Source organism: Homoserinibacter sp. YIM 151385, from assembly GCF_027912415.1.
Lineage (GTDB): Bacteria > Actinomycetota > Actinomycetes > Actinomycetales > Microbacteriaceae > Schumannella.
In genome coordinates this window covers 1936952-1956140 of sequence record NZ_CP115175.1, presented here as the reverse complement: position 1 = coordinate 1956140, position 19189 = coordinate 1936952, and the positions used below count along the sequence as shown (strand labels likewise).

The 19189-nt window shown below is 73.6% G+C and carries 18 protein-coding genes and 1 pseudogene; 10 read left to right on the top strand and 9 right to left on the bottom strand.

Annotated elements, in window-relative coordinates:
- Positions 1-193: 193 nt before the first annotated feature.
- Complete coding sequence (locus OF852_RS09510) at positions 194-631, bottom strand: Lrp/AsnC family transcriptional regulator (protein WP_271118926.1); 438 nt, start codon at positions 629-631, stop codon at positions 194-196.
- Positions 632-733: 102 nt separating this feature from the next.
- Here OF852_RS09510 and ddaH point away from each other — a divergent pair, with 102 nt between their 5' ends.
- Together ddaH and rocD are read left to right on the top strand one after the other, a co-directional pair.
- A complete protein-coding gene (gene ddaH, locus OF852_RS09505) occupies positions 734-1582 on the top strand; it encodes a dimethylargininase (protein WP_442908616.1) in 849 nt (282 codons plus the stop codon).
- Complete coding sequence (gene rocD, locus OF852_RS09500) at positions 1579-2829, top strand: ornithine--oxo-acid transaminase (RefSeq protein WP_271118925.1); 1251 nt, start codon at positions 1579-1581, stop codon at positions 2827-2829. Before ddaH ends, rocD begins: the two co-directional genes overlap by 4 nt.
- Here rocD and OF852_RS09495 read toward each other — a convergent pair.
- The gene (locus OF852_RS09495) at positions 2826-3440 is read right to left on the bottom strand and encodes a TetR/AcrR family transcriptional regulator (protein ID WP_271118924.1); all 615 of its coding nucleotides are present in this window, start codon (positions 3438-3440) and stop codon (positions 2826-2828) included. The genes rocD and OF852_RS09495 overlap by 4 nt on opposite strands.
- A 110-nt stretch (positions 3441-3550) precedes the next feature.
- Between OF852_RS09495 and OF852_RS09490 the strand changes: the two genes are divergently transcribed.
- Positions 3551-4720, top strand: a complete 1170-nt coding sequence (locus tag OF852_RS09490; protein ID WP_271118923.1) for a glycoside hydrolase family 1 protein — start codon at positions 3551-3553, stop codon at positions 4718-4720.
- 13 nt (positions 4721-4733) lie between these two features.
- On the opposite strand, the gene OF852_RS09485 is transcribed toward OF852_RS09490, so the two are convergent.
- Both OF852_RS09485 and OF852_RS09480 read right to left on the bottom strand, forming a co-directional pair.
- The gene (locus OF852_RS09485) at positions 4734-5513 is read right to left on the bottom strand and encodes a MerR family transcriptional regulator (RefSeq protein WP_271118922.1); all 780 of its coding nucleotides are present in this window, start codon (positions 5511-5513) and stop codon (positions 4734-4736) included.
- Positions 5510-6418 carry a CPBP family intramembrane glutamic endopeptidase gene (locus tag OF852_RS09480; protein WP_271118921.1) on the bottom strand — a complete coding sequence of 303 codons (909 nt, stop codon included), beginning with the start codon at positions 6416-6418 and terminating at the stop codon, positions 5510-5512. The genes OF852_RS09485 and OF852_RS09480 overlap by 4 nt, the downstream gene beginning before the upstream one ends.
- A 127-nt stretch (positions 6419-6545) precedes the next feature.
- Between OF852_RS09480 and OF852_RS09475 the strand changes: the two genes are divergently transcribed.
- Positions 6546-7580 (top strand): alpha/beta hydrolase, encoded by a 1035-nt coding sequence (locus OF852_RS09475; protein ID WP_271118920.1) that lies wholly within the window; start codon positions 6546-6548, stop codon positions 7578-7580.
- 13 nt (positions 7581-7593) lie between these two features.
- On the opposite strand, the gene OF852_RS09470 is transcribed toward OF852_RS09475, so the two are convergent.
- Positions 7594-8976 (bottom strand): pyroglutamyl peptidase, encoded by a 1383-nt coding sequence (locus tag OF852_RS09470; protein ID WP_271118919.1) that lies wholly within the window; start codon positions 8974-8976, stop codon positions 7594-7596.
- Positions 8977-9113: 137 nt separating this feature from the next.
- Here OF852_RS09470 and OF852_RS09465 point away from each other — a divergent pair, with 137 nt between their 5' ends.
- Positions 9114-10229 carry an acyl-CoA dehydrogenase family protein gene (locus tag OF852_RS09465; RefSeq protein ID WP_271118918.1) on the top strand — a complete coding sequence of 372 codons (1116 nt, stop codon included), beginning with the start codon at positions 9114-9116 and terminating at the stop codon, positions 10227-10229.
- A 30-nt stretch (positions 10230-10259) separates the two neighbouring features.
- Here OF852_RS09465 and OF852_RS09460 read toward each other — a convergent pair whose 3' ends face one another.
- Positions 10260-11375: a hypothetical protein gene (locus OF852_RS09460; protein ID WP_271118917.1), complete on the bottom strand. Its 1116-nt coding sequence runs from the start codon at positions 11373-11375 to the stop codon at positions 10260-10262.
- Positions 11372-12568, bottom strand: coding sequence for a sensor histidine kinase (locus OF852_RS09455; RefSeq protein WP_271118916.1), 1197 nt, complete (start codon positions 12566-12568; stop codon positions 11372-11374). The genes OF852_RS09460 and OF852_RS09455 overlap by 4 nt, the downstream gene beginning before the upstream one ends.
- A gap of 106 nt (positions 12569-12674) precedes the next feature.
- Between OF852_RS09455 and OF852_RS09450 the strand changes: the two genes are divergently transcribed.
- Positions 12675-13301: an SGNH/GDSL hydrolase family protein gene (locus OF852_RS09450; RefSeq protein ID WP_271118915.1), complete on the top strand. Its 627-nt coding sequence runs from the start codon at positions 12675-12677 to the stop codon at positions 13299-13301.
- Positions 13302-13314: 13 nt separating this feature from the next.
- Here the strand turns inward: OF852_RS09450 and OF852_RS09445 are convergent, their stop codons facing one another.
- A complete protein-coding gene (locus OF852_RS09445) occupies positions 13315-14193 on the bottom strand; it encodes an LLM class F420-dependent oxidoreductase (RefSeq protein ID WP_271118914.1) in 879 nt (292 codons plus the stop codon).
- A gap of 96 nt (positions 14194-14289) precedes the next feature.
- Here OF852_RS09445 and OF852_RS09440 point away from each other — a divergent pair, with 96 nt between their 5' ends.
- From OF852_RS09440 to OF852_RS14005, 4 genes and pseudogenes are all read left to right on the top strand, one after another.
- Positions 14290-14661, top strand: a complete 372-nt coding sequence (locus OF852_RS09440) for a hypothetical protein (protein WP_271118913.1) — start codon at positions 14290-14292, stop codon at positions 14659-14661.
- Between the two features lie 111 nt (positions 14662-14772).
- Positions 14773-16023 (top strand): acylneuraminate cytidylyltransferase, encoded by a 1251-nt coding sequence (locus OF852_RS09435; RefSeq protein ID WP_271118912.1) that lies wholly within the window; start codon positions 14773-14775, stop codon positions 16021-16023.
- A complete protein-coding gene (locus OF852_RS09430) occupies positions 16020-16907 on the top strand; it encodes an N-acetylneuraminate synthase family protein (protein WP_271118911.1) in 888 nt (295 codons plus the stop codon). Before OF852_RS09435 ends, OF852_RS09430 begins: the two co-directional genes overlap by 4 nt.
- Positions 16904-17968: pseudogene (locus OF852_RS14005) on the top strand (DUF6716 putative glycosyltransferase); the annotation flags it as partial. The gene OF852_RS09430 and the pseudogene OF852_RS14005, both read left to right, overlap by 4 nt.
- A gap of 290 nt (positions 17969-18258) precedes the next feature.
- On the opposite strand, the gene OF852_RS09425 reads toward OF852_RS14005, so the two are convergent.
- A complete protein-coding gene (locus OF852_RS09425; protein ID WP_271118910.1) occupies positions 18259-19161 on the bottom strand; it encodes an aldo/keto reductase in 903 nt (300 codons plus the stop codon).
- Between the last annotated feature and the right edge of the window lie 28 nt (positions 19162-19189).

Here is a 19189-nt window from a genome sequence, read left to right as displayed (position 1 = left end):
GCCCGTACCCTGATCCCGGCGCGGCTGTGCCGATGGCGCCGGACCCCGATATGCCGGCGCCATCGGAGGTCCCGCTCGAGCCCCGCTCGCGACCCTCCTCCTCCTCGTTCTCCGCCAGAGACATGTCTGTTGCGCGAGGGACGCGCGCGTACGAGTGTCCGCGGCGCCGCAGACATGTCTCTCGCGGCCCGGGCTACTCGGAGCGGCGCTGGATGAGCCGCGACAGCACGATCGCCGAGCGCGTGTGGTCGACGCTCGGCGCGATGCGCACGCGCTCGAGCGCGTCCTCGAGCGAGGGGATGTCGCGCGAGCGGATGCGGACGATCGCGTCCGCGTCGCCCGTGATGGTGCAGGCGTCGACCACCTCGGGCACCCCGGACAGGATCCGCTTGAGGTCGTCGGGCGCGACGGTTCCACGGCAGAACAGCTCGACGTAGGCTTCCGTCGCGAGGCCCTCGACCGCCGGGTCGACCTGGATCGTGAAGCCGCGGATGACCCCGTCGGCGACGAGCCGGTCGACGCGTCGCTTGACGGCGGAGGCGCTGAGGCCGATGCGGTCGCCGATGTCCCCGTAGCCGGCTCGAGCGTTCTGTCGGAGGAGGTCGAGGATGCCGTGGTCGAGGTTGTCCATCCTCAGAGCGTACGCCGATTCATTGCGTTGTGCCTCTGATCTGCGCAATGACAGTGCGCATCATGCCGAGAAACGCCGGAAACCGCGTGTGACCATGGAGACGTGACGCTTACGCAGCCCGCAGCCGGCATCCCCGTCCGCACCGCGACCGCCCGCACCGTGCTCATGTGCCGGCCCGAGCACTTCACGGTCTCGTACCGGATCAACCCGTGGATGCATCCCGAGGCCCCCACCGACACCTCGCTCGCGCTGCGCCAGTGGGAGGTCCTGTACCGCACCTACCTCGATCTCGGCTTCGACGTGCACCTCGTCGACCCGATCGCCGGCCTCCCCGACATGGTCTACGCGGCGAACGGCGGGTACGTGCTCGACGGCGTCGCCTACGGGGCGCGCTTCCAGTTCGACGAGCGCGGCCCCGAGGGCCCCGCCTACATGGACTGGTTCCGCGCGGACGGCTTCGAGGTCCGCGAGCCCGTCTCCACGAACGAGGGCGAGGGCGACTTCCTGCTCGTCGGCGAAACCATCTACGCGGGCACCGGCTTCCGCTCCGACGCCGCGAGCCACGACGAGCTGCGCCGCATCTACGGCCGCGAGGTCGTGACGCTCAAGCTCGTCGACCCGAGCTTCTACCACCTCGACACCGCCTTCGCGGTGCTCGACTCCCGCGGCGGCCCCGACAGCGTGGCCTACCTGCCGAAGGCCTTCGACGACGCCTCCCGCGCGATCCTCGAGGAGCGCTTCCCGCAGGCGATCCACGTGAACGACGAGGATGCCGCCGTCCTCGGCCTCAACTCCTTCAGCGACGGGCGCAACGTCGTCATCGCCGCCCGTGCCGTCGACTTCGAGCGGCAGCTGCGCGAGCGCGGCTTCACCCCGATCGGCGTCGACCTCTCCGAGCTGCTGCTCGGCGGCGGCGGCGTGAAGTGCTGCACGCTGGAGCTGCGGCGATGAGCGCCGGCGCCGGGGCCGACGCGATCCGCGCGGAGGCGACGCGCACCGAGCGGGTCATCGAGCAGGCCGAGCGCTGGGGCGCCCACAACTACCACCCGCTGCACGTCGTCGCCGCCTCCGCCGAGGGCGCCTGGATCACGGACGTCGACGGCCGCCGCTACCTCGACTGCCTCGCCGCGTACTCGGCCGTGAACTTCGGGCACGGCCATCCGGCGCTCGTCGCCGCCGCGAAGGCGCAGCTCGACCGGCTCACGCTCACCAGCCGCGCCTTCCACAACGACCGCCTCGGCCCCTTCCTCGAGCGGCTCGCCCGCCTCGTCGGCAAGGAGATGGTCCTGCCGATGAACACGGGCGCGGAGGCGGTCGAGTCGGCCATCAAGATCGCCCGGGCCTGGGGATACCGCGTCAAGGGCGTGCCGACCGGCAAGGCCCGCATCGTGGTCGCGAACGGCAACTTCCACGGCCGCACGACGACGATCATCAGCTTCAGCGACGACGCGGAGGCGCGCGCCGACTTCGGGCCGTACACGCCCGGCTTCGTGTCGGTGCCCTACGGCGACCTCGCGGCGCTCGAGGCGGCGATCGACGAGAACACGGTCGCCGTGCTCCTCGAGCCCATCCAGGGCGAGGCCGGCATCCGCGTCCCGCCCGCCGACTACCTGCCGGGCGTGCGCGCGCTGACGACGGAGCGGAACGCGCTCTTCATCGCCGACGAGATCCAGTCGGGACTCGGCCGCACCGGGGCGACCCTGCAGGTGCGCAACGCGGGCGTCGAGCCCGACCTCATCCTGCTCGGCAAGGCGCTGGGCGGCGGGATCGTGCCGGTGAGCGCGGTCGTGGGGGATGCGGACGTGATCGGCGTCATCCAGCCCGGCCAGCACGGCTCCACCTTCGGCGGCAACCCGCTCGCGGCGGCCGTCGGGCTCGCGGTCGTCGAGCTGCTCGAGACCGGGGACATGCAGACCCGCGCCCGCCAGCTCGGCGAGCACCTGCAGCAGCGCCTCCGGGCGCTCGTCGGGCAGGGGCTGACCGAGGTGCGCGGCGTCGGGCTGTGGGCCGGCATCGACGTCGACCCGGCGCTCGCCTCGGGCCGCCGCGTGTGCGAGCTGCTCGCGGAGCGCGGGGTCCTCGCGAAGGACACGCACGGCTCGACCCTGCGGCTCGCGCCGCCGATCGTCGTCGAGCTCGCCGATCTGGACTGGGCCGTCGACCAGCTGGAGGCGGTGCTCGCGGAGCTCCGCGGCTAGGCCGTCGGCGGTGCCGCCGGCGCCGGCGGCAGCAGGAACACGCGCGCGAACTCCTCGAACGCCGCGGCCATGTCGAATTCGGGTTCGAGCAGCCACTGCTGCTGGAGGCCGTCCATGACGGCGGGGATGATGCGCGCGGCCGTGGCCGCATCCAGGTCCGCCCGGACGAGGCCGTCGCGCTGCGCATCGGCGATGACGGCCCGCGTGCGCTCGGCGCTCGCCGCGTAGCGCGCCCGGAAGTCCTCGTGGGCGGGATGCGAGGGGTCGGTGGCCTCGGCCGAGACGACCGTGTAGAGCGAGGTGAGCCCGCGCGTGCGCTGGTTGTGGGCGACGACCTTGCGCGACTGCTCGAGGAGGGTGTCCTCGGTGACGATGCCGGCGGCATCCTCGACTCGGCGGTCGCGCTCGCGGAGGACCTCGAGGAAGAGCTCCTCCTTGCTCGTGAAGTGGTGCATGACGCCGGCGCTGGTGAGGCCGACGCGCTTCGCGATCTCGCGGAGTGAGCCCGCGTGGTAGCCGCTGCGGGCGAAGACCTCGACGGCGGCGTCGAGGATCTGCTGGCGGCGCAGGATGCCCTTCGCGTAGGGCCCGCGCGCACGGTTCTCGGGCATGTCAGCACGGTAGCGGCTCGCATCCCGAATGAAAACCTTGCATGCGTTCAGGGTTCGGCCTAGCGTTGGGTGTTCCCGGCATCGTCGCCGGTCCCGACGGAAAGGCCGCCATGACCTCCCCGAACTTCCCCGCATCCTTCCTGTGGGGCGCCTCCACCGCCGCGCACCAGGTCGAGGGGGGCAACACCAACTCCGACTGGTGGGCGCGCGAGCACGGCCACCTCGGCGCCCCCGTACACGAGCCCTCCGGCGACGCCGCTGACAGCTACCACCGCTACGCCGAGGACATGCGCCTGCTCGCGCAGGCCGGGCTCACGAGCTACCGCTTCAGCATCGAGTGGGCGCGCATCGAGCCCGAGCCCGGCTTCGTCAGCCGCGCCGCCATCGACCACTACCGCCGCATGGTCGGCACCGCCCGCGAGCTCGGCCTCGAGCCGATGGTCACGCTGCACCACTTCACGAACCCGCTGTGGCTCGCGCGCGAGGGCGGCTGGCACGAGGACGGCGTCGTCGACCGCTTCGCCCGCTACGTCGAGGCGGCGCTGCCCGTGCTCGACGACGTGCGCCTCGTCTGCACCATCAACGAGCCCAACATGGTCTCGGTGCTCGCCGACCCGGAGGTCGGATTCCCGAGCGCGGGGCTCCCGCCGGGCGTCCCCGGCGTGACCGAGCGCCTCGTCGCCGCCCACCGCCGCGCCGTCGACCTCGTCCGCGGCATCGGCGCCGAGGCCGGCTGGTCGGTCGCGACGCAGGCCTATCAGCCCGACCCGGGTGCGGAGGCGGTGCGCGACGAGTACGCCTGGTCGCGGGAGGACGTGTTCCTCGACGCCGCGAAGGACGACGACTGGATCGGCATCCAGGCCTACACGCGCACCCGCATCGGCGCCGAGGGCCCCATCCCGTGGGCGGAGGACGCCGAGCGCACCCTCACCGGCTGGGAGTACTACCCGCCCGCGATCGGCGACGGCATCCGCAACTCGGCGCGCTGGGCGCCCGGCGTGCCCGTCTACGTCACGGAGAACGGGATCGCGACCGCCGACGACGCGCGCCGCATCGACTACACGGCCGGTGCCCTCTCCTCGGTGCTCGAGTGCATCGAGCGCGGGATCGACGTGCGCGGCTACCTCCACTGGAGCGCCCTCGACAACTACGAGTGGGGCACCTACGACGCGACCTTCGGCCTCATCGCCTGGGATCGCGAGACCTTCCAGCGGCACCCGAAGCCCTCGCTCGCCTGGCTCGGCGAGGTCGCGCGCGCGAACGCGCTGACGCGGGTCTAGGTCTGCGGGCTTCTCAGGGCGCGGGGCGTCTCGCGGCGTCGTGATGGGTGTCGCGGCCGTCCTCGCCCGAGAAGCCCGCGGTGAGGTCGTCGTACCGAGCTGCCGCGCGTCGGGCGGCTTCGATCTGCGCATCGTTGAGCTGGCCGCGGAAGTGCAGGTCGATCGAGTCGCTGACGGCGCCGCTCAGTCGTCGTGTGTCGAGGATGCTCTGGAGCCGGTGCATCACCCCGGCCAGAGCCGCGGCGGCGTCATCGATGCGTGCCATCGGCGCGGCGTCGTCGAGCGCGAGGAGATCGGCGGCGACCGCGGCGAGCTGCGCGGACTCGGCCTCGCTCAGCGCACCGAGCGAGGCGAGGGACGGCGAGTCGAGAAGCAGCTCCAGCACCGCCGCCGCATCGCCTTCCGTCTGCATCGACTCGGGCGTGACATCGGCGCGGGATCCGAGGGCGGCGATGTACTCGAGCGCATATGCGGGGACGTCCGCGTGAGGACCTCGCCGGCGCAACCCCGAGATGATCTCGCGCCGCTCCTGGAGCTCCTCGATCTGCTGCGCGTAGCGGCGGTCCAGCTGGGCGAGTTCGTCGTCGACGTCGACCGCGGAGTCGATGTTGGCGAGCGGCACGCCGAGCTCCGCGAGCCGTCTCACCCGCAGCACTCGCACCAGGTCCGCCGCGGTGTACGCGCGATAGCCGTTCGCGGACCGCTCGGGCTCCGGCAGGACGCCGATCTGGTGATAGTGGCGCAGCGTGCGCACCGAGACGCCCGCCAGCCGCGCGAGATCCCTGCTCCTCACGCGGCCGCCTCGCGCGTCTGCGGAGCTCCCGTGATCCGCGGGGTCATCTTCCAGAGCGCCGCCGTCGCGATCGCGACCACCAGGATCGGGATGACCACGAGCGGGCCGGACGGCGTCGAGACGGTCGCCAGCTCGTCCGCGAGGATGACCGGCAGGAGCAGCAGGGTGTTGTTCGTGGCGTGGATCAGGACGGGGAGCTCGAGGCCCCCGGTGCGCTCGGTGAGCACGGCGAACATGACGCCCATGAAGATGTAGTACACCACCGACCACGCGTCTGACGCGCCGTGGATCAGGCCGAACTGCAGCGCGGTGACGGCGGTGGCGACCGCAGACGCCACGAGGGGCCGCGCGAACCGGGCACCGATGGCGGGGAAGATCAGCCCGCGGAAGAGGTATTCCTCGCCGGCGGACTGGAAGGGGATCGTCACGAGCGCCACCACGCAGAGCACGAGACTGACGGCCGTCCACTGCGGGGCGCCGGTGCCGAGCGCAGGCTGGATCGCGAGCGCGTAGACGAGCCACACCGGCATGACGACGAGGGCCGCTCGGGCGAGGACCCCCCAGCGGAAGCGACCCGCCGCCGACGACATCGTGCGGAGTGCCCCCGCGCCGTACGCGAGCCTGCGCAGCAGCATGCTCAGCGGGATCAGCAGCGCGATCATGATGTTCCCCGAGACCCACAGGCCGATCGTGAACGACGGAGCCGCCGGGTCGAAGGGCTCGATGCCGAGCAGCATGTCCACGGCGATCCCGACCGGGACGGCGGCCGCGGTGAGGCCGAGGAGGGCGGCGATGCCGCCGACGGCGGCGACGAGCGTCCGCCAGAGCTGAGGTCGATGGCCGAGTGATCGGGCGTAGCCGGAGAGCGCCGGATGCCGGGACGGGGACGGGGACGGAGCGGACACGAGGTGATTCCTTCTGTGAGAGAGGCCGATCTCCCCAGGAGAAACTATGACGCTGCGTCGGGGTCAAGTCGCGCAGCCGCGCGCATCGCGACAGCTCCGACAACGCACCGTGCCCTAGGGTCGCCTCATGGCGCGTCGACCGTGGTACCGACGTCCATCGCGCCTGCTGCCGACGGTCGCCCTCCTCGCCGGTGTCGCGGTCGCCGGGGCGACGCTGCTCAGCCCCTGGCCCGGTGCGTTGGCGATTCGAGCGCTGTTCGAGCACAACGGCAGGGTGACCGCGGAGGAGATGAGTCGGCACGCGCCGGAGTCGGGTGTGACGAGCCGTCTGGATGTCGACACCGGTGCCCCCGGCTCGCGGCCGTTCGACCTGTTCGCGCCGGCCGCAGCCGATCCGGGCCCGCGCCCGGCCGTCATCTGGATCCACGGCGGTGCCTGGATCTCCGGCGAGAAGGGCGCGGTCGGGCCCTACCTGCGCCTGCTGGCATCCGAGGGATACGTGGCGGTGGGTCTCGACTACGCCCTCGGTCCCGAGCACGTGTATCCCGACGGCCTGCGCGAGCTGGCATCGACCATCGCCGCGATCGCGGACGACGCCGACCGATACGGCATCGACGCCTCGCGGATCGTGCTCGCCGGCGACTCCGCCGGGGCGAACCTGGCCAGCCAGCTCGCGCTCCTGGTGACCGACCCCGCCTACGCCGCCGAGGTCGGCATCCCGGCGCCGGTCGAGCGGGGGCAGCTGCGCGGTGTCGTGCTGAACTGCGGCATCTACGACGTCTCCGGCATCCCCGACGCGCCCGGCATCACCGGGTGGGGCTTCCGGGTCGCGCTGTGGTCGTATCTCGGCGAACGGGACTGGTCCCGCACGGCGGGAGCGGAGCAGATGTCCACGCTCGACCGCGTCACCGCCGCCTTTCCGCCGACCTGGATCTCCGGAGGCAACGGCGACCCGCTCACGGCGACCCAGTCCGAGCCGCTCGCCAGACGTCTCGAGGAGCTGGGTGTCGTCACCGTCCCCTTCCTCTTCCCGGACGACCACGAGCCGCGACTCGGGCACGAGTACCAGTTCGAGCTCGACGACCAGCCCGCGCGCGGCGCGTTCGACTCGACGATCCGCTTCCTCGACGCCGCGGTCGACGGCGGCTCGCGCGAGGAGTAGCCGGGCCGCTGGACTACTCGACGAGCCGCGGGCTCTCTCGCGTCGCCTGCGCCGCGGCGCCGATCAACGCGACCGTCTGATCGACGATGGCGGCTCGGTCGGACTCGAACGCGGCGCTCGTGAGCTCCGCCGGATCCTCGGGGTATTCCAGCGCAGAGATGTGGAGGTGGCCCCCCGGCAGCTGCTCCTTCCCCGCACCGAGGCGGAGGCGGTTGACCCGGTACATGCTCTCGTTGGAGAGGTAGTTTCCACCTGAGCCGGCAGCGGCCCGGGCGTTCGGGCTCGGCTCGAGGCCGAAGGTCAGCGCCGCGGAGTCGGGGTAGGTGCCGGCGGGCCATTCGAAGACACCCGGGTTGAGCGTGACCGGCAGGGGCCCGGTCTCGGCGTCGATCATCTGCTGAGCGGGCAGGGTGGTCTCGATGAACTGCGGCGAGGGCTGCGGCTGCGGCCACCGCGGCGACGCCGACACCGGCCCCCAGTTGAGCGCTCTGCTGTTGTCCGGGTCGCCGCCGCGGAATCCGCCCGCCCACTGCTCGATGTCCATCCTGCCTCGGTCGGTCTGGCTGAGCGTCATCACGAGATCGGCGTCGCCCGCGTGCTCCGGGTGGTCGTCGGGCACGAGCCACGGGCCGAAGGCGTCCTCGACGATCCCCTGATCGAAATCGGACCAGTTCACGGGCAGCATCACCGCCTGCACCCGCACCTGCCCGCGGTCGGTGTCGATCACGCGACCGTCGAGCTGCAGCGCCGCGGCTCCGGACGGATTGGAGGTGCGCAGGCTGTCGTCGAGGCCGAACGGGTCGAAGCCGCTGACGAGCACCCGGGTGGCGTCGTCGCCGGTGTCCTCGAAGTCGACCTCGTCGATCCCGCGCGAGGCGGAGGAGAAGCGGTGGATGAGCGCCTGGCGCTGCAGCGGATCGAGCTCGGTCTTCGGGCTCCACGCTCGAAGCGCCTTCGTGATCGCGGTGCGCGCCCAGTACAGCGGCCGGTCGTCGTACGCGTCCGCCGCCCCGTCCTCGGGCTCCCCCTGCGCTCGCTCGACTGCGGTGCGCCACAGCTCCGCTCCCGCCGCCCGCACCGCATCGTCGGCCTCCGGCCCCGGCTCCATCGCACAGAGCGCACGCTCGAAGTCGGCGACCTTCGCGTCGAAGCCGCTTCCCTGCATCAGCTGCTCCCCGGCGGGGACGTCCTCACCGGGCAGGGCTGCGGCGAGCCGCTGCTCTTCGACGGTGAGCTCGACGCCCGTCGTGAAGCAGTCTCCCGCATGCTCGCGGACGGTCGGGCTGCCCTGGGTCGAACTCGCCTGCTGCGGAGCCGAGCAGCCGACCAGCCCGACGCCGAGCGCCAGGGCGAGGGCTGCGGAGGTGGGGCGTCGAGGGGATCGTGAAGCACTCATGGTCCCAGTGTTCAAGGCCGCTGCCGGGCGATCATCAGCCCCGGGTCGGTCCCGCCTGGTCCTCGAGGATGAACTCCGTGGGCCGTGTCACGCTCGGCACCGTGCCGCGCCCGCGACCCGCGGCGTAGGGTCGAGCCGTGACCGTGCTGAGCGAGGAGCTGCTGGCCCGCATCCGCGAGCGGGCCGCCGTCTACGACCGCGAGAACCGCTTCTTCGACGAGGACCTCGTCGAGCTCCGCGAGGCCGGCTACCTCGCGCCGCGCAGCCTCCTCGACACCGCGCGCGATCAGCGTCGGCTCGCGGCCGCCGCGCCGGCGACGGCGCTCGGCATCAACATGCACCTCGTGTGGGTGGGCGTCGCCCGCGTGCTCCGCGAGCGCGGCGACGCGAGCCTCGAGTGGGTGCTGCGCGATGCCGCCGCGGGCGAGCTCTTCGCCTTCGGCAACAGCGAGCCCGGCAACGACCTCGTGCTGTGGGACTCGCTCACGACCGCCACCGAGACCCCCGACGGGGGTTACGCCTTCGCGGGCACCAAGATCTTCACGAGCCTCAGCCCCGCGTGGACGCGCCTCGGCGTCTTCGGCAAGCAGGCCGACCACCCCGACGGCCCTCGGCTCGTCCACGGCTTCCTCACGCGCGACACCCCCGGCTGGCGCGAGCTCGACGACTGGGACACGCTCGGGATGCGGGCCACGCAGAGCCGGACGACCCGCCTCGAGGGGGCGGTCGTCCCGCCCGAGCGCGTCAGCCGCATCCTCCCGGTCGGGCCGAACGCCGACCCCTTCGTCTTCGGGATCTTCTCGAGCTTCCTGCTGCTCATCGGCTCGGTCTACGCCGGCCTCGCCGATCGCGCGCTCGAGCTCGGCGTCGAGGCCGCCGAGCGGCGCACCAGCCTGAAGAGCGGGCGCTCGTACGCGCAGGACCCCGACATCCGCTGGCGGCTCGCGGACGCGGCGCTCGCCCTCGACGCGCTCGCCCCCGAGCTCGAGGGGCTCGCGGCCGATGTCGACGGCGTCGCGGATCACGGGTCGGCCTGGTTCCGGCGGCTCACCGGCGCGAAGCACCGGGCGACCGAGACGGCGCGCGTCGTCGTCGACCACGCGATGCGGGTCGCGGGCGGCGGAGGCTACCGCAGCTCGAGCGAGCTCGCGCGGCTGCAGCGCGACGTGCTCGCCGGGATCTACCACCCCTCCGACACCGAGTCGGTGCACGCGACGGTCGCCGCGAACCTGCTCGGGCCGCTCGAGGACTGAGCGGCGGCACGAACGCCGAGGCGCGGCGCGTCATTCCGCGCGGTACACGACCTCGAGGATCAGCTCGCGCGGCGTCTGCTCGAGCTCCGCGCCCGGGAAGAAGCGCCGCAGCAGGGCCGCGAACCAGGAGAGGCTCCGGCCGCGCGGCACCGCGAGCGTCGGCACCGTGAAGGTCGCGAGCACGGCGTCGTCCTGGGCGCGGAGCCGCGCCTGGATCGCGGACGGCGCGACGACGCCGGTCGAGCGCAGCTCGCCGAGGAAGGCGCGGAGCGCGAGCCGCTGCTGGCTCGACATGAGCTCCGCGAGCCGCTCCGGGTCGTCGATCCGCCCGACGAGGCCCTCCAGCCAGTTGCGCCCGCTGTCGGCCGACATGGTGTCGCGGAGCGCGCTCGCGAGCCGGCGCGCGTGGTCGCTGTCCTCCGCCGTGAGCTGCCCCGCCGCCGCGACGCGGTGCAGGAAGGGCGCCACCTCGGCGTCGAGGAGCGCGCTGCGGGCCGCATCCACCTCGGGCGCGATCCGGCTGCGGAGGCCGGCGACGGCCGTCCGGCTCGCGTCGCCCCGGCTCCGGAGGGCGCTGAACTGCCGCACGATCCCGAAGGCGACCGCGGTCGCGGCGGCGCCGGTCGCGGCGACGGGCGCGACCGCGACCGCGACGAGCACGACCGGCGGCGCACCGGGGCCGTCGAAGGATCCCGCGGCGAGCTCGGCGAGCGCGATCGCCGCGGTCGCCGCGACCGAGATCGCCGCAGCCGAGAGGACCTCCCATGCCGGGCGGTACACGGCCGTGAAGAGCACGATCATCGCCATCGCGACGGGCGGCCAGTCGTCGCGGACGAGGGCGTTCGCACCCCACCGCGCCACCGAGTCCAGGACGGACGCGGCGAGCAGCAGCCCGATGACCGCCGCGTGCCGGAGCCGCCCGAAGGGGAACCGGAAGGGGCTCGCGCCCCGGACGAAGAGGATGCCGGCGAGCCCGAGCGCCAGGAAGGCCGCCACCTCGAAGGCCGGCGCCCAGATCTCCTGCGCCGTCGCGAGCGCCATGCCCGCGCCGATGACGAAGGCGCAGACCGCCGCCGTCCACGCGGTCGTGCGCGCCGCGACCCCGCCGAGCGGGTCGAAGAGCTGGGGGCTCTGCCAGCCGCTCACGACGCCTCCCCGCCCGGTCGCGGGACGTCGAGGAGGATCGAGGCGCCGGCTCCGGGCCGGCTCCAGACGCGGACCGTGCCGCCGAGGGCCTCGACCCGCCCGCGCACGGATCCGCTGATCCCGAGCCGGCCGGCATCCACGCCCTCCGGGTCGAAGCCGACGCCGTCGTCGATGACCATGATCGAGATCGACTCGTCCTCGGGCGTGACGACGAGCTCGGCGCGGTCGGTCCCGGCGTGGCGGAGCACGTTGACGAGGCACTGCTCGACGGCGAGCGCGATCGCCGCGGCCGGCTCCGCGTCGAGCTCGTCGAGGACGGCCGGATCGCCCGTGACCTCCACCCGGAGCCCGTCGGCGCGGAAGCGCTCGACGAGTCCGTGGAGCTCGCTCGTCGGCTCCGGCTCCGAGCCGGCCCGCGGTGCGCTCTGCGGCGCGGGCCCCTCGGCGAGGCGGAGCGAGCGGGCGAGCTGGTCGAGCCCGCGCTCGGGGATGCGGCCGGGCGTCGTCGTCGCGAGGACCGCGAGCTCGTTGAGGATCGTGTCGTGGACGAGCGCGCGCGACTCGGCCTCGAGGAGGTGCCGCGCGCGGGCCTCCGCCTCCGCCTGCTCGGCGAGGTCGAGCGCCTCCGCCGAGCGCCGTCCGCGGAGCCGCGAGGCGCCGACGAGGAGCTGCGCGAGGGCGATCCCGAGCACGGTGAGGAGGGTCGGCACATCGAACTGCACGGCGCCGCCCGCGAGGAGCACGCCGGCATCCACGGCGCCCTCGGCGAGGAGCACGGCGACGATCGTGCCGAGCGGCCCGCTCGTCCAGCGCTCCGCCATCGAGCCGATGACGGCGACCGAGATCTTGATGAAGCTGAACACGACCGAGCCGGAGCCGCCCGGCAGCTCGGGCAGCGCGCCGATCAGCGAGGCGGCGTACCCGATGATCGCGGCGACCGTGAGCGGCGTGAGCAGGAGCACGCGCCAGAGCGAGGCGAAGGGGGTCTGCGAGAAGACGGCGGCCGCGATCCAGATGATGCCGAGGAGCGGGATGCCGAGCCAGTGCGTGCGGTCGGGGACCGAGAGGAGGAGGCCCGCGTCGAGGACCGCGACCGCGCCGAGCAGGATCGTCGAGAACCAGAAGTAGCCGCCGAGCAGCGCGCGCCGGAACGCCTCGAAGCCGGCGTCCCGTGCGGGAGCGCCTGTCGTCATATCAAGGTCCCCCTGGCTGATCCACGATCAGTCATATCCCATCGCCGGTCGCGGCGCGAATCCCCGCCCGGGACCGGCTCGGGCGGCGGGGGTAGGCTCCCGCCCCATGCGGCCCATCCTCTTCATCGGCGACAGCATCACGGACGCGGGGCGACGCGGCGATCCCGAGGGGCTCGGCGCCGGCTGGGTCCGGATCGCGGCGGCGGCGCTCCGCGAGCGGGGCGACGACCGGCCGGTCGTGAACCGCGGGATCAGCGGCGACCGGGTCGTCGACCTCCGCCGTCGCTGGGTGCCGGACGTCATCGATCACGAGCCCGAGCTGCTGACCGTCTACGTCGGCATCAACGACACCTGGCGGCGTTACGACTCGGACGACCCGACGAGCGCGGGCGACTTCGAGGCCGACTACCGCGGCATCCTCGAGCAGCTGCAGGGCGATCCGGCGCTCATCCTCGTGGAGCCCTTCGTGCTCCCGGTGACGGCGGAGCAGGAGCGCTGGCACGAGGACCTCGACGCGAAGCGCGCGGTCGTGCGGGCGCTGGCGGTCGACTTCGGCGCGGAGCTCGTGCCGCTGCAGTCGGTGCTCTCGGCGGAGACGGCCCGCGCCGGTGCGGAGGCGCTCGCCGGCGACGGCGTGCACCCGACGCCGCTCGGCTCGCGCCTCATCGCGGAGGCGTGGCTCGCGGCCTACGACGCCGAGGCGCGAGACGGGGCGGCATCCGGCTCGTCGTAGTGCGCCTGCCCGCTCACCGCAGGGCCGGCAGCACCTCCGTCGCGATGAGCTCGAGGTGCTCGAGATCCCGCGTGTCCATGATCTGCAGGTAGAGGCGGTCGGCGCCGAGCTCGCGGATGCCGCCGATGCGGTCGATCACCTGCTGCGGCGAGCCGAAGAGGCGCACGTCCTCGCGCTCGACCGGTGCGCCCACGCGGGTCGGCAGCGCCGCCGACAGCCGCAGCGTCGCCGGGTCCCGATCGATCGCCTCCGCGGCGGCCCGCGCGCCCGCGAACTTCTCGGCGATCGCATCCCGCCCCACGAAGCCGATGTTGAACTCCGTCGCGAAGCGGGCCGCGATCGCCGGCGTCCGCGTCACGCCGGCGCCGCCCACGATGACCGGCACCGGCGACTGGAGCGGCTTCGGCAGCGCGGGGGAGTCGATGACGTCGTAGTGGCGCCCTGAGAAGTCGTAGCGCCCGCCCTCCGGGGTCGACCACAGCCCGGTGATGATCTCGAGCTGCTCCTCGAGGATCCCGAAGCGCCTGGGCGGGTACGGGATCCCGTAGGCGGCGTGCTCCTGCTCGAACCACCCGGCGCCGAGCCCGAGCTCGACTCGACCGCCCGACATCCGATCCACCTGCGCGACCTGGATCGCGAGCAGGCCCGGATGCCGGAACGTGACCGGCGAGACGAGCGTGCCGAGGCGGATGCGGCTCGTCTCGCGCGCGAGGCCCGCGAGCGTCGTCCAGGCGTCCGTCGGACCCGGCAGGCCGTCGCCGTCGCCCATCGCGAGCACATGGTCGGAGCGGAAGAAGCCGTCGAAGCCGAGGCGCTCCGCGGCTCGCGCGAAGGCGAGCAGCTCCTCGTAGTCGGCGCCCTGCTGGGGCTCGGTGAAGACGCAGAACTCCATGGGCCCAGTCTGCCCCGGGCCTCCGCTTCCTGCCGACTCGGTCACGATCGCGCGTCGCGCGCGGCGAACAGGCCCCGCAGGGGTTCTGATGAGCGGGTGCCTCCCACTGCCGTCTCCCGCCGCCGCTGGGACGTCGTCGCGACCCTCGCCTTCGTCCTCGCGGGCGCCGCGTTCTGCGTCGTCGCGGGCGTCATGAGCCTCTGGGCGAGTTTCGCCTTCGAGGCGTGCGCCGAGGGCGGATGCGACCGCTCGCTGGGGGATGCCGCGTATCAGCTGGGCGTGTGGGGGCCGACCGCGGTGCTCGGCCTCCTCCTCGTCGCGCTGCTCGTGCGCGTGAGGCGCCGCCGACGCGGCTGGCCGCTCGCGCTCGTCGCGCTCGCCCTGCAGTCGGCGCTGCTCGCCGTCTCGTGGGCGCTCGTCTCCCTCGCGCTGACGGGGCCGCATCCCCTGCCCTGGCTTCCGCTCTAGCGGCCCCGAGTCGCCACCCGACCGCCACCGGCCGTTCACCGGACCCACCCGCGCGCGTTGGATCCCCCTCCGTACGGTGACGGGAATCAGTCCGCGGGGAAGGGAGCCGTCGTGTCCGTGATCGCCGTCATCCCCGCGCGCGGGGGCTCCAAGGGCGTGCCGTTCAAGAACCTGCGCACGGTCGGCGGGGTGCCCCTCATCGCGCGTGCCGTGCGGGCTGCGCTCGCCGCCTCCGCGGTCGACCGCGTGATCGTCTCGACCGACGACCTCGACATCGCGACCGCCGCGCTCGCCGCCGGCGCCGAGGTCGTCGACCGGCCGGAGGAGCTCGCCGACGACGGCGCGAGCTCCGAGTCGGCCCTGCTCCATGCGCTCGAGCACCTCCGGGAGCGCGGCGACGCGCCCGCCGGGCAGCTCGTGTTCCTCCAGGCGACCTCGCCCTTCATCGACCCGGCCGCCCTCGACGACGCCGTGCGCCGGGTGCGCGACGGCGAGGAGGATGTCGTCTTCTCCGCCGTCGAGACGCACGTCTTCCTCTGGCGCGACGGCGGCGCGGGCGCGACGGGCGTCAACCACGACGCCGCCCACCGCCCCCGCCGCCAGGACCGCGAGCCCCACTACGCCGAGACGGGCGCCTTCTACGTGATGGACGCCGCCGGCTTCCGCGCCGCCGGGCACCGCTTCTTCGGCCGCGTCGGCATCGCGCTCGTCGACCCGCGCGGCGCCGTGGAGATCGACGACGTCGACGACCTCGACCTCGCGGAGGCGATCGCGCCCGTCATCGACGGCGAGGCGGGGGCGCGCGCCGACACGGCCGTCGCCTCCGGCGCGGAGCTCCTCTCGAGCCGCGAGCAGCCGATCGACGCCGAGGCCGTCGTCACCGACTTCGACGGCGTCCACACCGACGACCGCGTCATCGTGAGCGACGACGGGCACGAGTACGTCATCGCGAACCGCGCCGACGGGATGGGGGTGCGGCTGCTCCGCGAGGCGGGCGTCCCCATGCTCATCCTCTCGACCGAGGTGCACTCGGTCGTCGCCGCGCGGGCCCGCAAGCTGCAGGTGGATGTCATCCACGGCAGCGACGACAAGGCCGCGGCCCTGCAGTACTGGGCCGAGGAGCACGGGGTCGACCTCGCGAAGGTCGCCTACCTCGGCAACGACGTCAACGACCTCGGCTGCCTCGACCTCGTCGGGTGGCCGGTGAGCGTCGCGGACGCCAATCCGGAGGTGCGGGCCGCGTCCCGCATCGTCCTCCAGTCTCCCGGCGGCCACGGCGCCGTCCGGGAGCTCGCCGACCGCGTCCTCCGCGGTCGAGCGGATCACCGCAGGAAGCGCAGCAGGGAGCGAGCCGGATCATGACCATCCGCATCGGACAGCACGAGGTGGGCCACGGCGCGCCCGTCTACGTCATCGCCGAGATCGGCCTCAACCACAACGGCGACGTCGAGCTCGCGAAGCGGCTCATCGACGTCGCGGCGGACGCCGGGGCGCAGGCGGTGAAGTTCCAGAAGCGCACGCCGGCGATCTCCACCCCCGAGCACATGAAGCAGACCCCGCGCGAGACGCCGTGGGGCACCATGACCTACCTCGAGTACCGGTACCGCGTCGAGTTCGACCGCGAGCAGTACATCGAGATCGGCGACCACGCGACCATGCGCGGCCTCGACTGGTTCGCGTCGCCGTGGGACGTCCCCGCGGTCGAGTTCCTCGAGGAGCTCAACACCGTCGCCTACAAGATCGCCTCCGCCTCCGTCACCGACCTCGAGATGCTCGAGGCGATCGCCCGCACCGGCAAGCCCGTCATCCTCTCGACCGGCATGTCGACCCTCGAGGAGATCGACCGCGCCGTCGCGGCGCTCGGCACCGAGAACCTCGTCATCCTCCACGCGACCTCGACCTACCCGCTGCCGCCCGAGGAGGCGAACCTGCAGACGATCGCGACGCTCCGCGACCGCTACCAGGGCGTCCCCGTCGGCTACTCGGGTCACGAGCGCGGCCTCCAGATCTCGCTCGCCGCGGTCGCCCTCGGCGCCCTCGCGGTGGAGCGCCACATCACGCTCGACCGCACCATGTGGGGCTCGGACCACGCCGCCTCCCTCGAGCCGCAGGGCCTCGAGCACCTGGTGCGCGACATCCGCGTCATCGAGCAGGCCATGGGGGATGGCGTCAAGCGGGTCTTCCCGGGCGAGCTCGCGCCGAAGGCGAAGCTCCGCCGCGTCGGCGCCGACGCGCCGCCGGCGTGAGCGAGGGGGCGGCGAGCCTCCGCCGCCTCACCGCGATCGCGATCGCCGACACCGACTCCTACGTCAAGTGGGGGGCCGCGCTGCTCGACCGGGCGCCCGCCGAGTGGGATCGGCGCATGCTCGTGCTCGACTCGCCGCTGCGGCCGAGCGACGCGCAGCTGGGGGCCGCGCTCGCCGGGACCGCCTTCGCCGCAGGCCCGGCGGACGGGGATGCGGATCCGGTCGCCCGACCCGCGGGGGGCGCCGTCGGGCCGCACCCCGCGGAGGTGGTCGGGCTGGCCGGCTTCACCCGCCGGATCGCCGAGCTGCGGCCGGATGTCGTGCTCCTCACGGCGCGCGGGCCGGCCGTCAAGGTGCTGCTGCGCGCCGCACTCCAGGCACGCGGGGTGCGCCCCGTCTTCGTGACGGGCCTCCCCGGCATCTCGATCCCGGCGACCCGCCGGGCCATCGGCTACCGGACCCAGTGCGACCTCTTCGTCGTGCACAGCCGCCGGGAGGTGCGCGAGTTCGGGCTCCTCGCCGAGCGGATGCGGCTCCCGCAGCGCTTCGCGCTCGCGACCCTGCCCTTCCTCGCCGACCGCGGGCCGCAGGACGCCGGCCACTCGCACTCGGGCGGCGACGTCATCTTCGCGGCGCAGGCCAAGGTCCCCGTCGCCCGCGAGGAGCGCCTCGAGCTGCTGAGCTGGCTCGCGGAGGCCGCCCGCCGGGCTCCGGGGCGCCGGGTCGTCGTGAAGGTGCGCGGCCTCCCGGGCGAGCCGCAGACGCACGTCGAGCGCTGGAGCTACCCCGAGCTGCTCGCCGAGCTCGACCCCGCGCCGCCCGCGAACCTCGTCGTCGCGGGCGGGCCCATGGCCGAGCATCTCGACGGCGCGGCCGGGCTCGTCACCGTCAGCTCGACGGCCGTCGTCGAGGCGGTCGCCGCGGGCGTGCCCTCGCTCGTCCTCGACGACTTCGGCGTCTCGGACCGCCTCATCAACTCGGTGTTCGTCGGCTCCGGCCTGCTCGCCGGCTCGCGCGAGCTCGTGACGGGCCGGTTCCGGCATCCCGACCCGGCCTGGCTCGACGACAACTACCTCCACGATCCCGCCGACGCGGACTGGGCGGCACAGGCCGCCGAGCTCGTCGCGGCGCGGGACGCGGGGATGCTGCCCCTGCGCCCGCAGCGCTTCGGCGCGGCCGGCGGCCCGCTCCGCCGCGCCTGGGATCGCAAGCGCGCGCTCGGCTCGGCCGACCGCTCGCTCTCGGGGCTGCTCGCGCTCGGCGTCGGGATCCCGGCGCGCGGGCTGCTGCTGATCGCCCGCGAGCTGCGGGCGCGGCGGACGGCGGCGGCCGCAGCGGCTGCTGCTGCGGCTCAGTCGGCGGGCGTCGCGGGCGGGGTGCCGAGCTCGGTCTCGAGCTCATCCCAGAACCCGGTGGGGATGCCGGCCGCCGCGGCCGCGAGCCCGGGCAGCGCCTCGACCCGCTCGAGCGAGTAGACGCCGACCACGGTCGAGTGGATGCGCGGCTCGCGCATCGAGAAGGCGAGCGCGACGGCCGCGACGTCCAGCCCGTGCGCCGCGCAGAGCGCGTGCAGGCGGTCGATCCAGGAGGCGAGGTCGTCGCTCGCCGGCTGGTACGCGTACTGCTGCCCGCGGAACGCGGAGCCCGCGAGGATGCCGCCCCCGAACGGCGCCGCGTTGAAGACCGTCATGCCCCGCTCGGCCGCCGCCTCGATGATGCCGAGCCCGGATCGCTCGACGAGCGTGTACCGGTTGTGGGTGAGGACCGCGTCGAAGACGCCGCTGCGGACGTACTCCTCGACGAGCGCCCGCGTGCCCGCCGCGATCCCGATCGCGCCGACGAGCCCCTCCTCCTTGAGCCGGAGGAGCGCCTCGACGGGGCCGCCCTTCCCGAGGCCCTCCGCGACGGTGATCGTATAGGGGTCGTGGAGGTGCAGGAGGGGGAGCGTGTCGAGGTGGAGGCGCCCGCGCGTCTCCTCGAAGGAGCGCATCGCGCGGTCGTAGTCGAAGACGCCTGTCTCCGGGTCCTGGTCGATCTTCGAGAACACGACCTTGCCCGCGGGGAGCCCGCCCGCCTCGTCGAGCGCGGCGCCGAGCAGGCGCTCCGTCTCGCCGAGCGCGTAGTTGTTGCTCGTGTCGAGCTGCGCGAGCGGCGACTCGAGCATGGCGCGCGCGACGCGGGCGTCGGCGCCCGGCCGCTTGCCGAGTCCGCTCGTGCCGATCGTGACGGGTTCGAGGTCGATGCCGATGCCCATGCCCCGATCCTCGCATCTGCTCACCGGG

What these genes read in the sequence shown, in the direction of transcription:
- OF852_RS09455 (WP_271118916.1), bottom strand. Translation starts at nt 12,568, where the DNA reads ATGACGACAGGCGCTCCCGCACGGGACGCCGGCTTCGAGGCGTTCCGG.
- OF852_RS09425 (WP_271118910.1), bottom strand. Translation starts at nt 19,161, where the DNA reads ATGGGCATCGGCATCGACCTCGAACCCGTCACGATCGGCACGAGCGGA.
- OF852_RS09475 (WP_271118920.1), top strand. Translation starts at nt 6,546, where the DNA reads ATGGCGCGTCGACCGTGGTACCGACGTCCATCGCGCCTGCTGCCGACG.
- OF852_RS09450 (WP_271118915.1), top strand. Translation starts at nt 12,675, where the DNA reads ATGCGGCCCATCCTCTTCATCGGCGACAGCATCACGGACGCGGGGCGA.
- OF852_RS09495 (WP_271118924.1), bottom strand. Translation starts at nt 3,440, where the DNA reads ATGCCCGAGAACCGTGCGCGCGGGCCCTACGCGAAGGGCATCCTGCGC.
- OF852_RS09510 (WP_271118926.1), bottom strand. Translation starts at nt 631, where the DNA reads ATGGACAACCTCGACCACGGCATCCTCGACCTCCTCCGACAGAACGCT.
- OF852_RS09430 (WP_271118911.1), top strand. Translation starts at nt 16,020, where the DNA reads ATGACCATCCGCATCGGACAGCACGAGGTGGGCCACGGCGCGCCCGTC.
- OF852_RS09445 (WP_271118914.1), bottom strand. Translation starts at nt 14,193, where the DNA reads ATGGAGTTCTGCGTCTTCACCGAGCCCCAGCAGGGCGCCGACTACGAG.
- rocD (WP_271118925.1), top strand. Translation starts at nt 1,579, where the DNA reads ATGAGCGCCGGCGCCGGGGCCGACGCGATCCGCGCGGAGGCGACGCGC.
- OF852_RS09490 (WP_271118923.1), top strand. Translation starts at nt 3,551, where the DNA reads ATGACCTCCCCGAACTTCCCCGCATCCTTCCTGTGGGGCGCCTCCACC.
- OF852_RS09470 (WP_271118919.1), bottom strand. Translation starts at nt 8,976, where the DNA reads ATGAGTGCTTCACGATCCCCTCGACGCCCCACCTCCGCAGCCCTCGCC.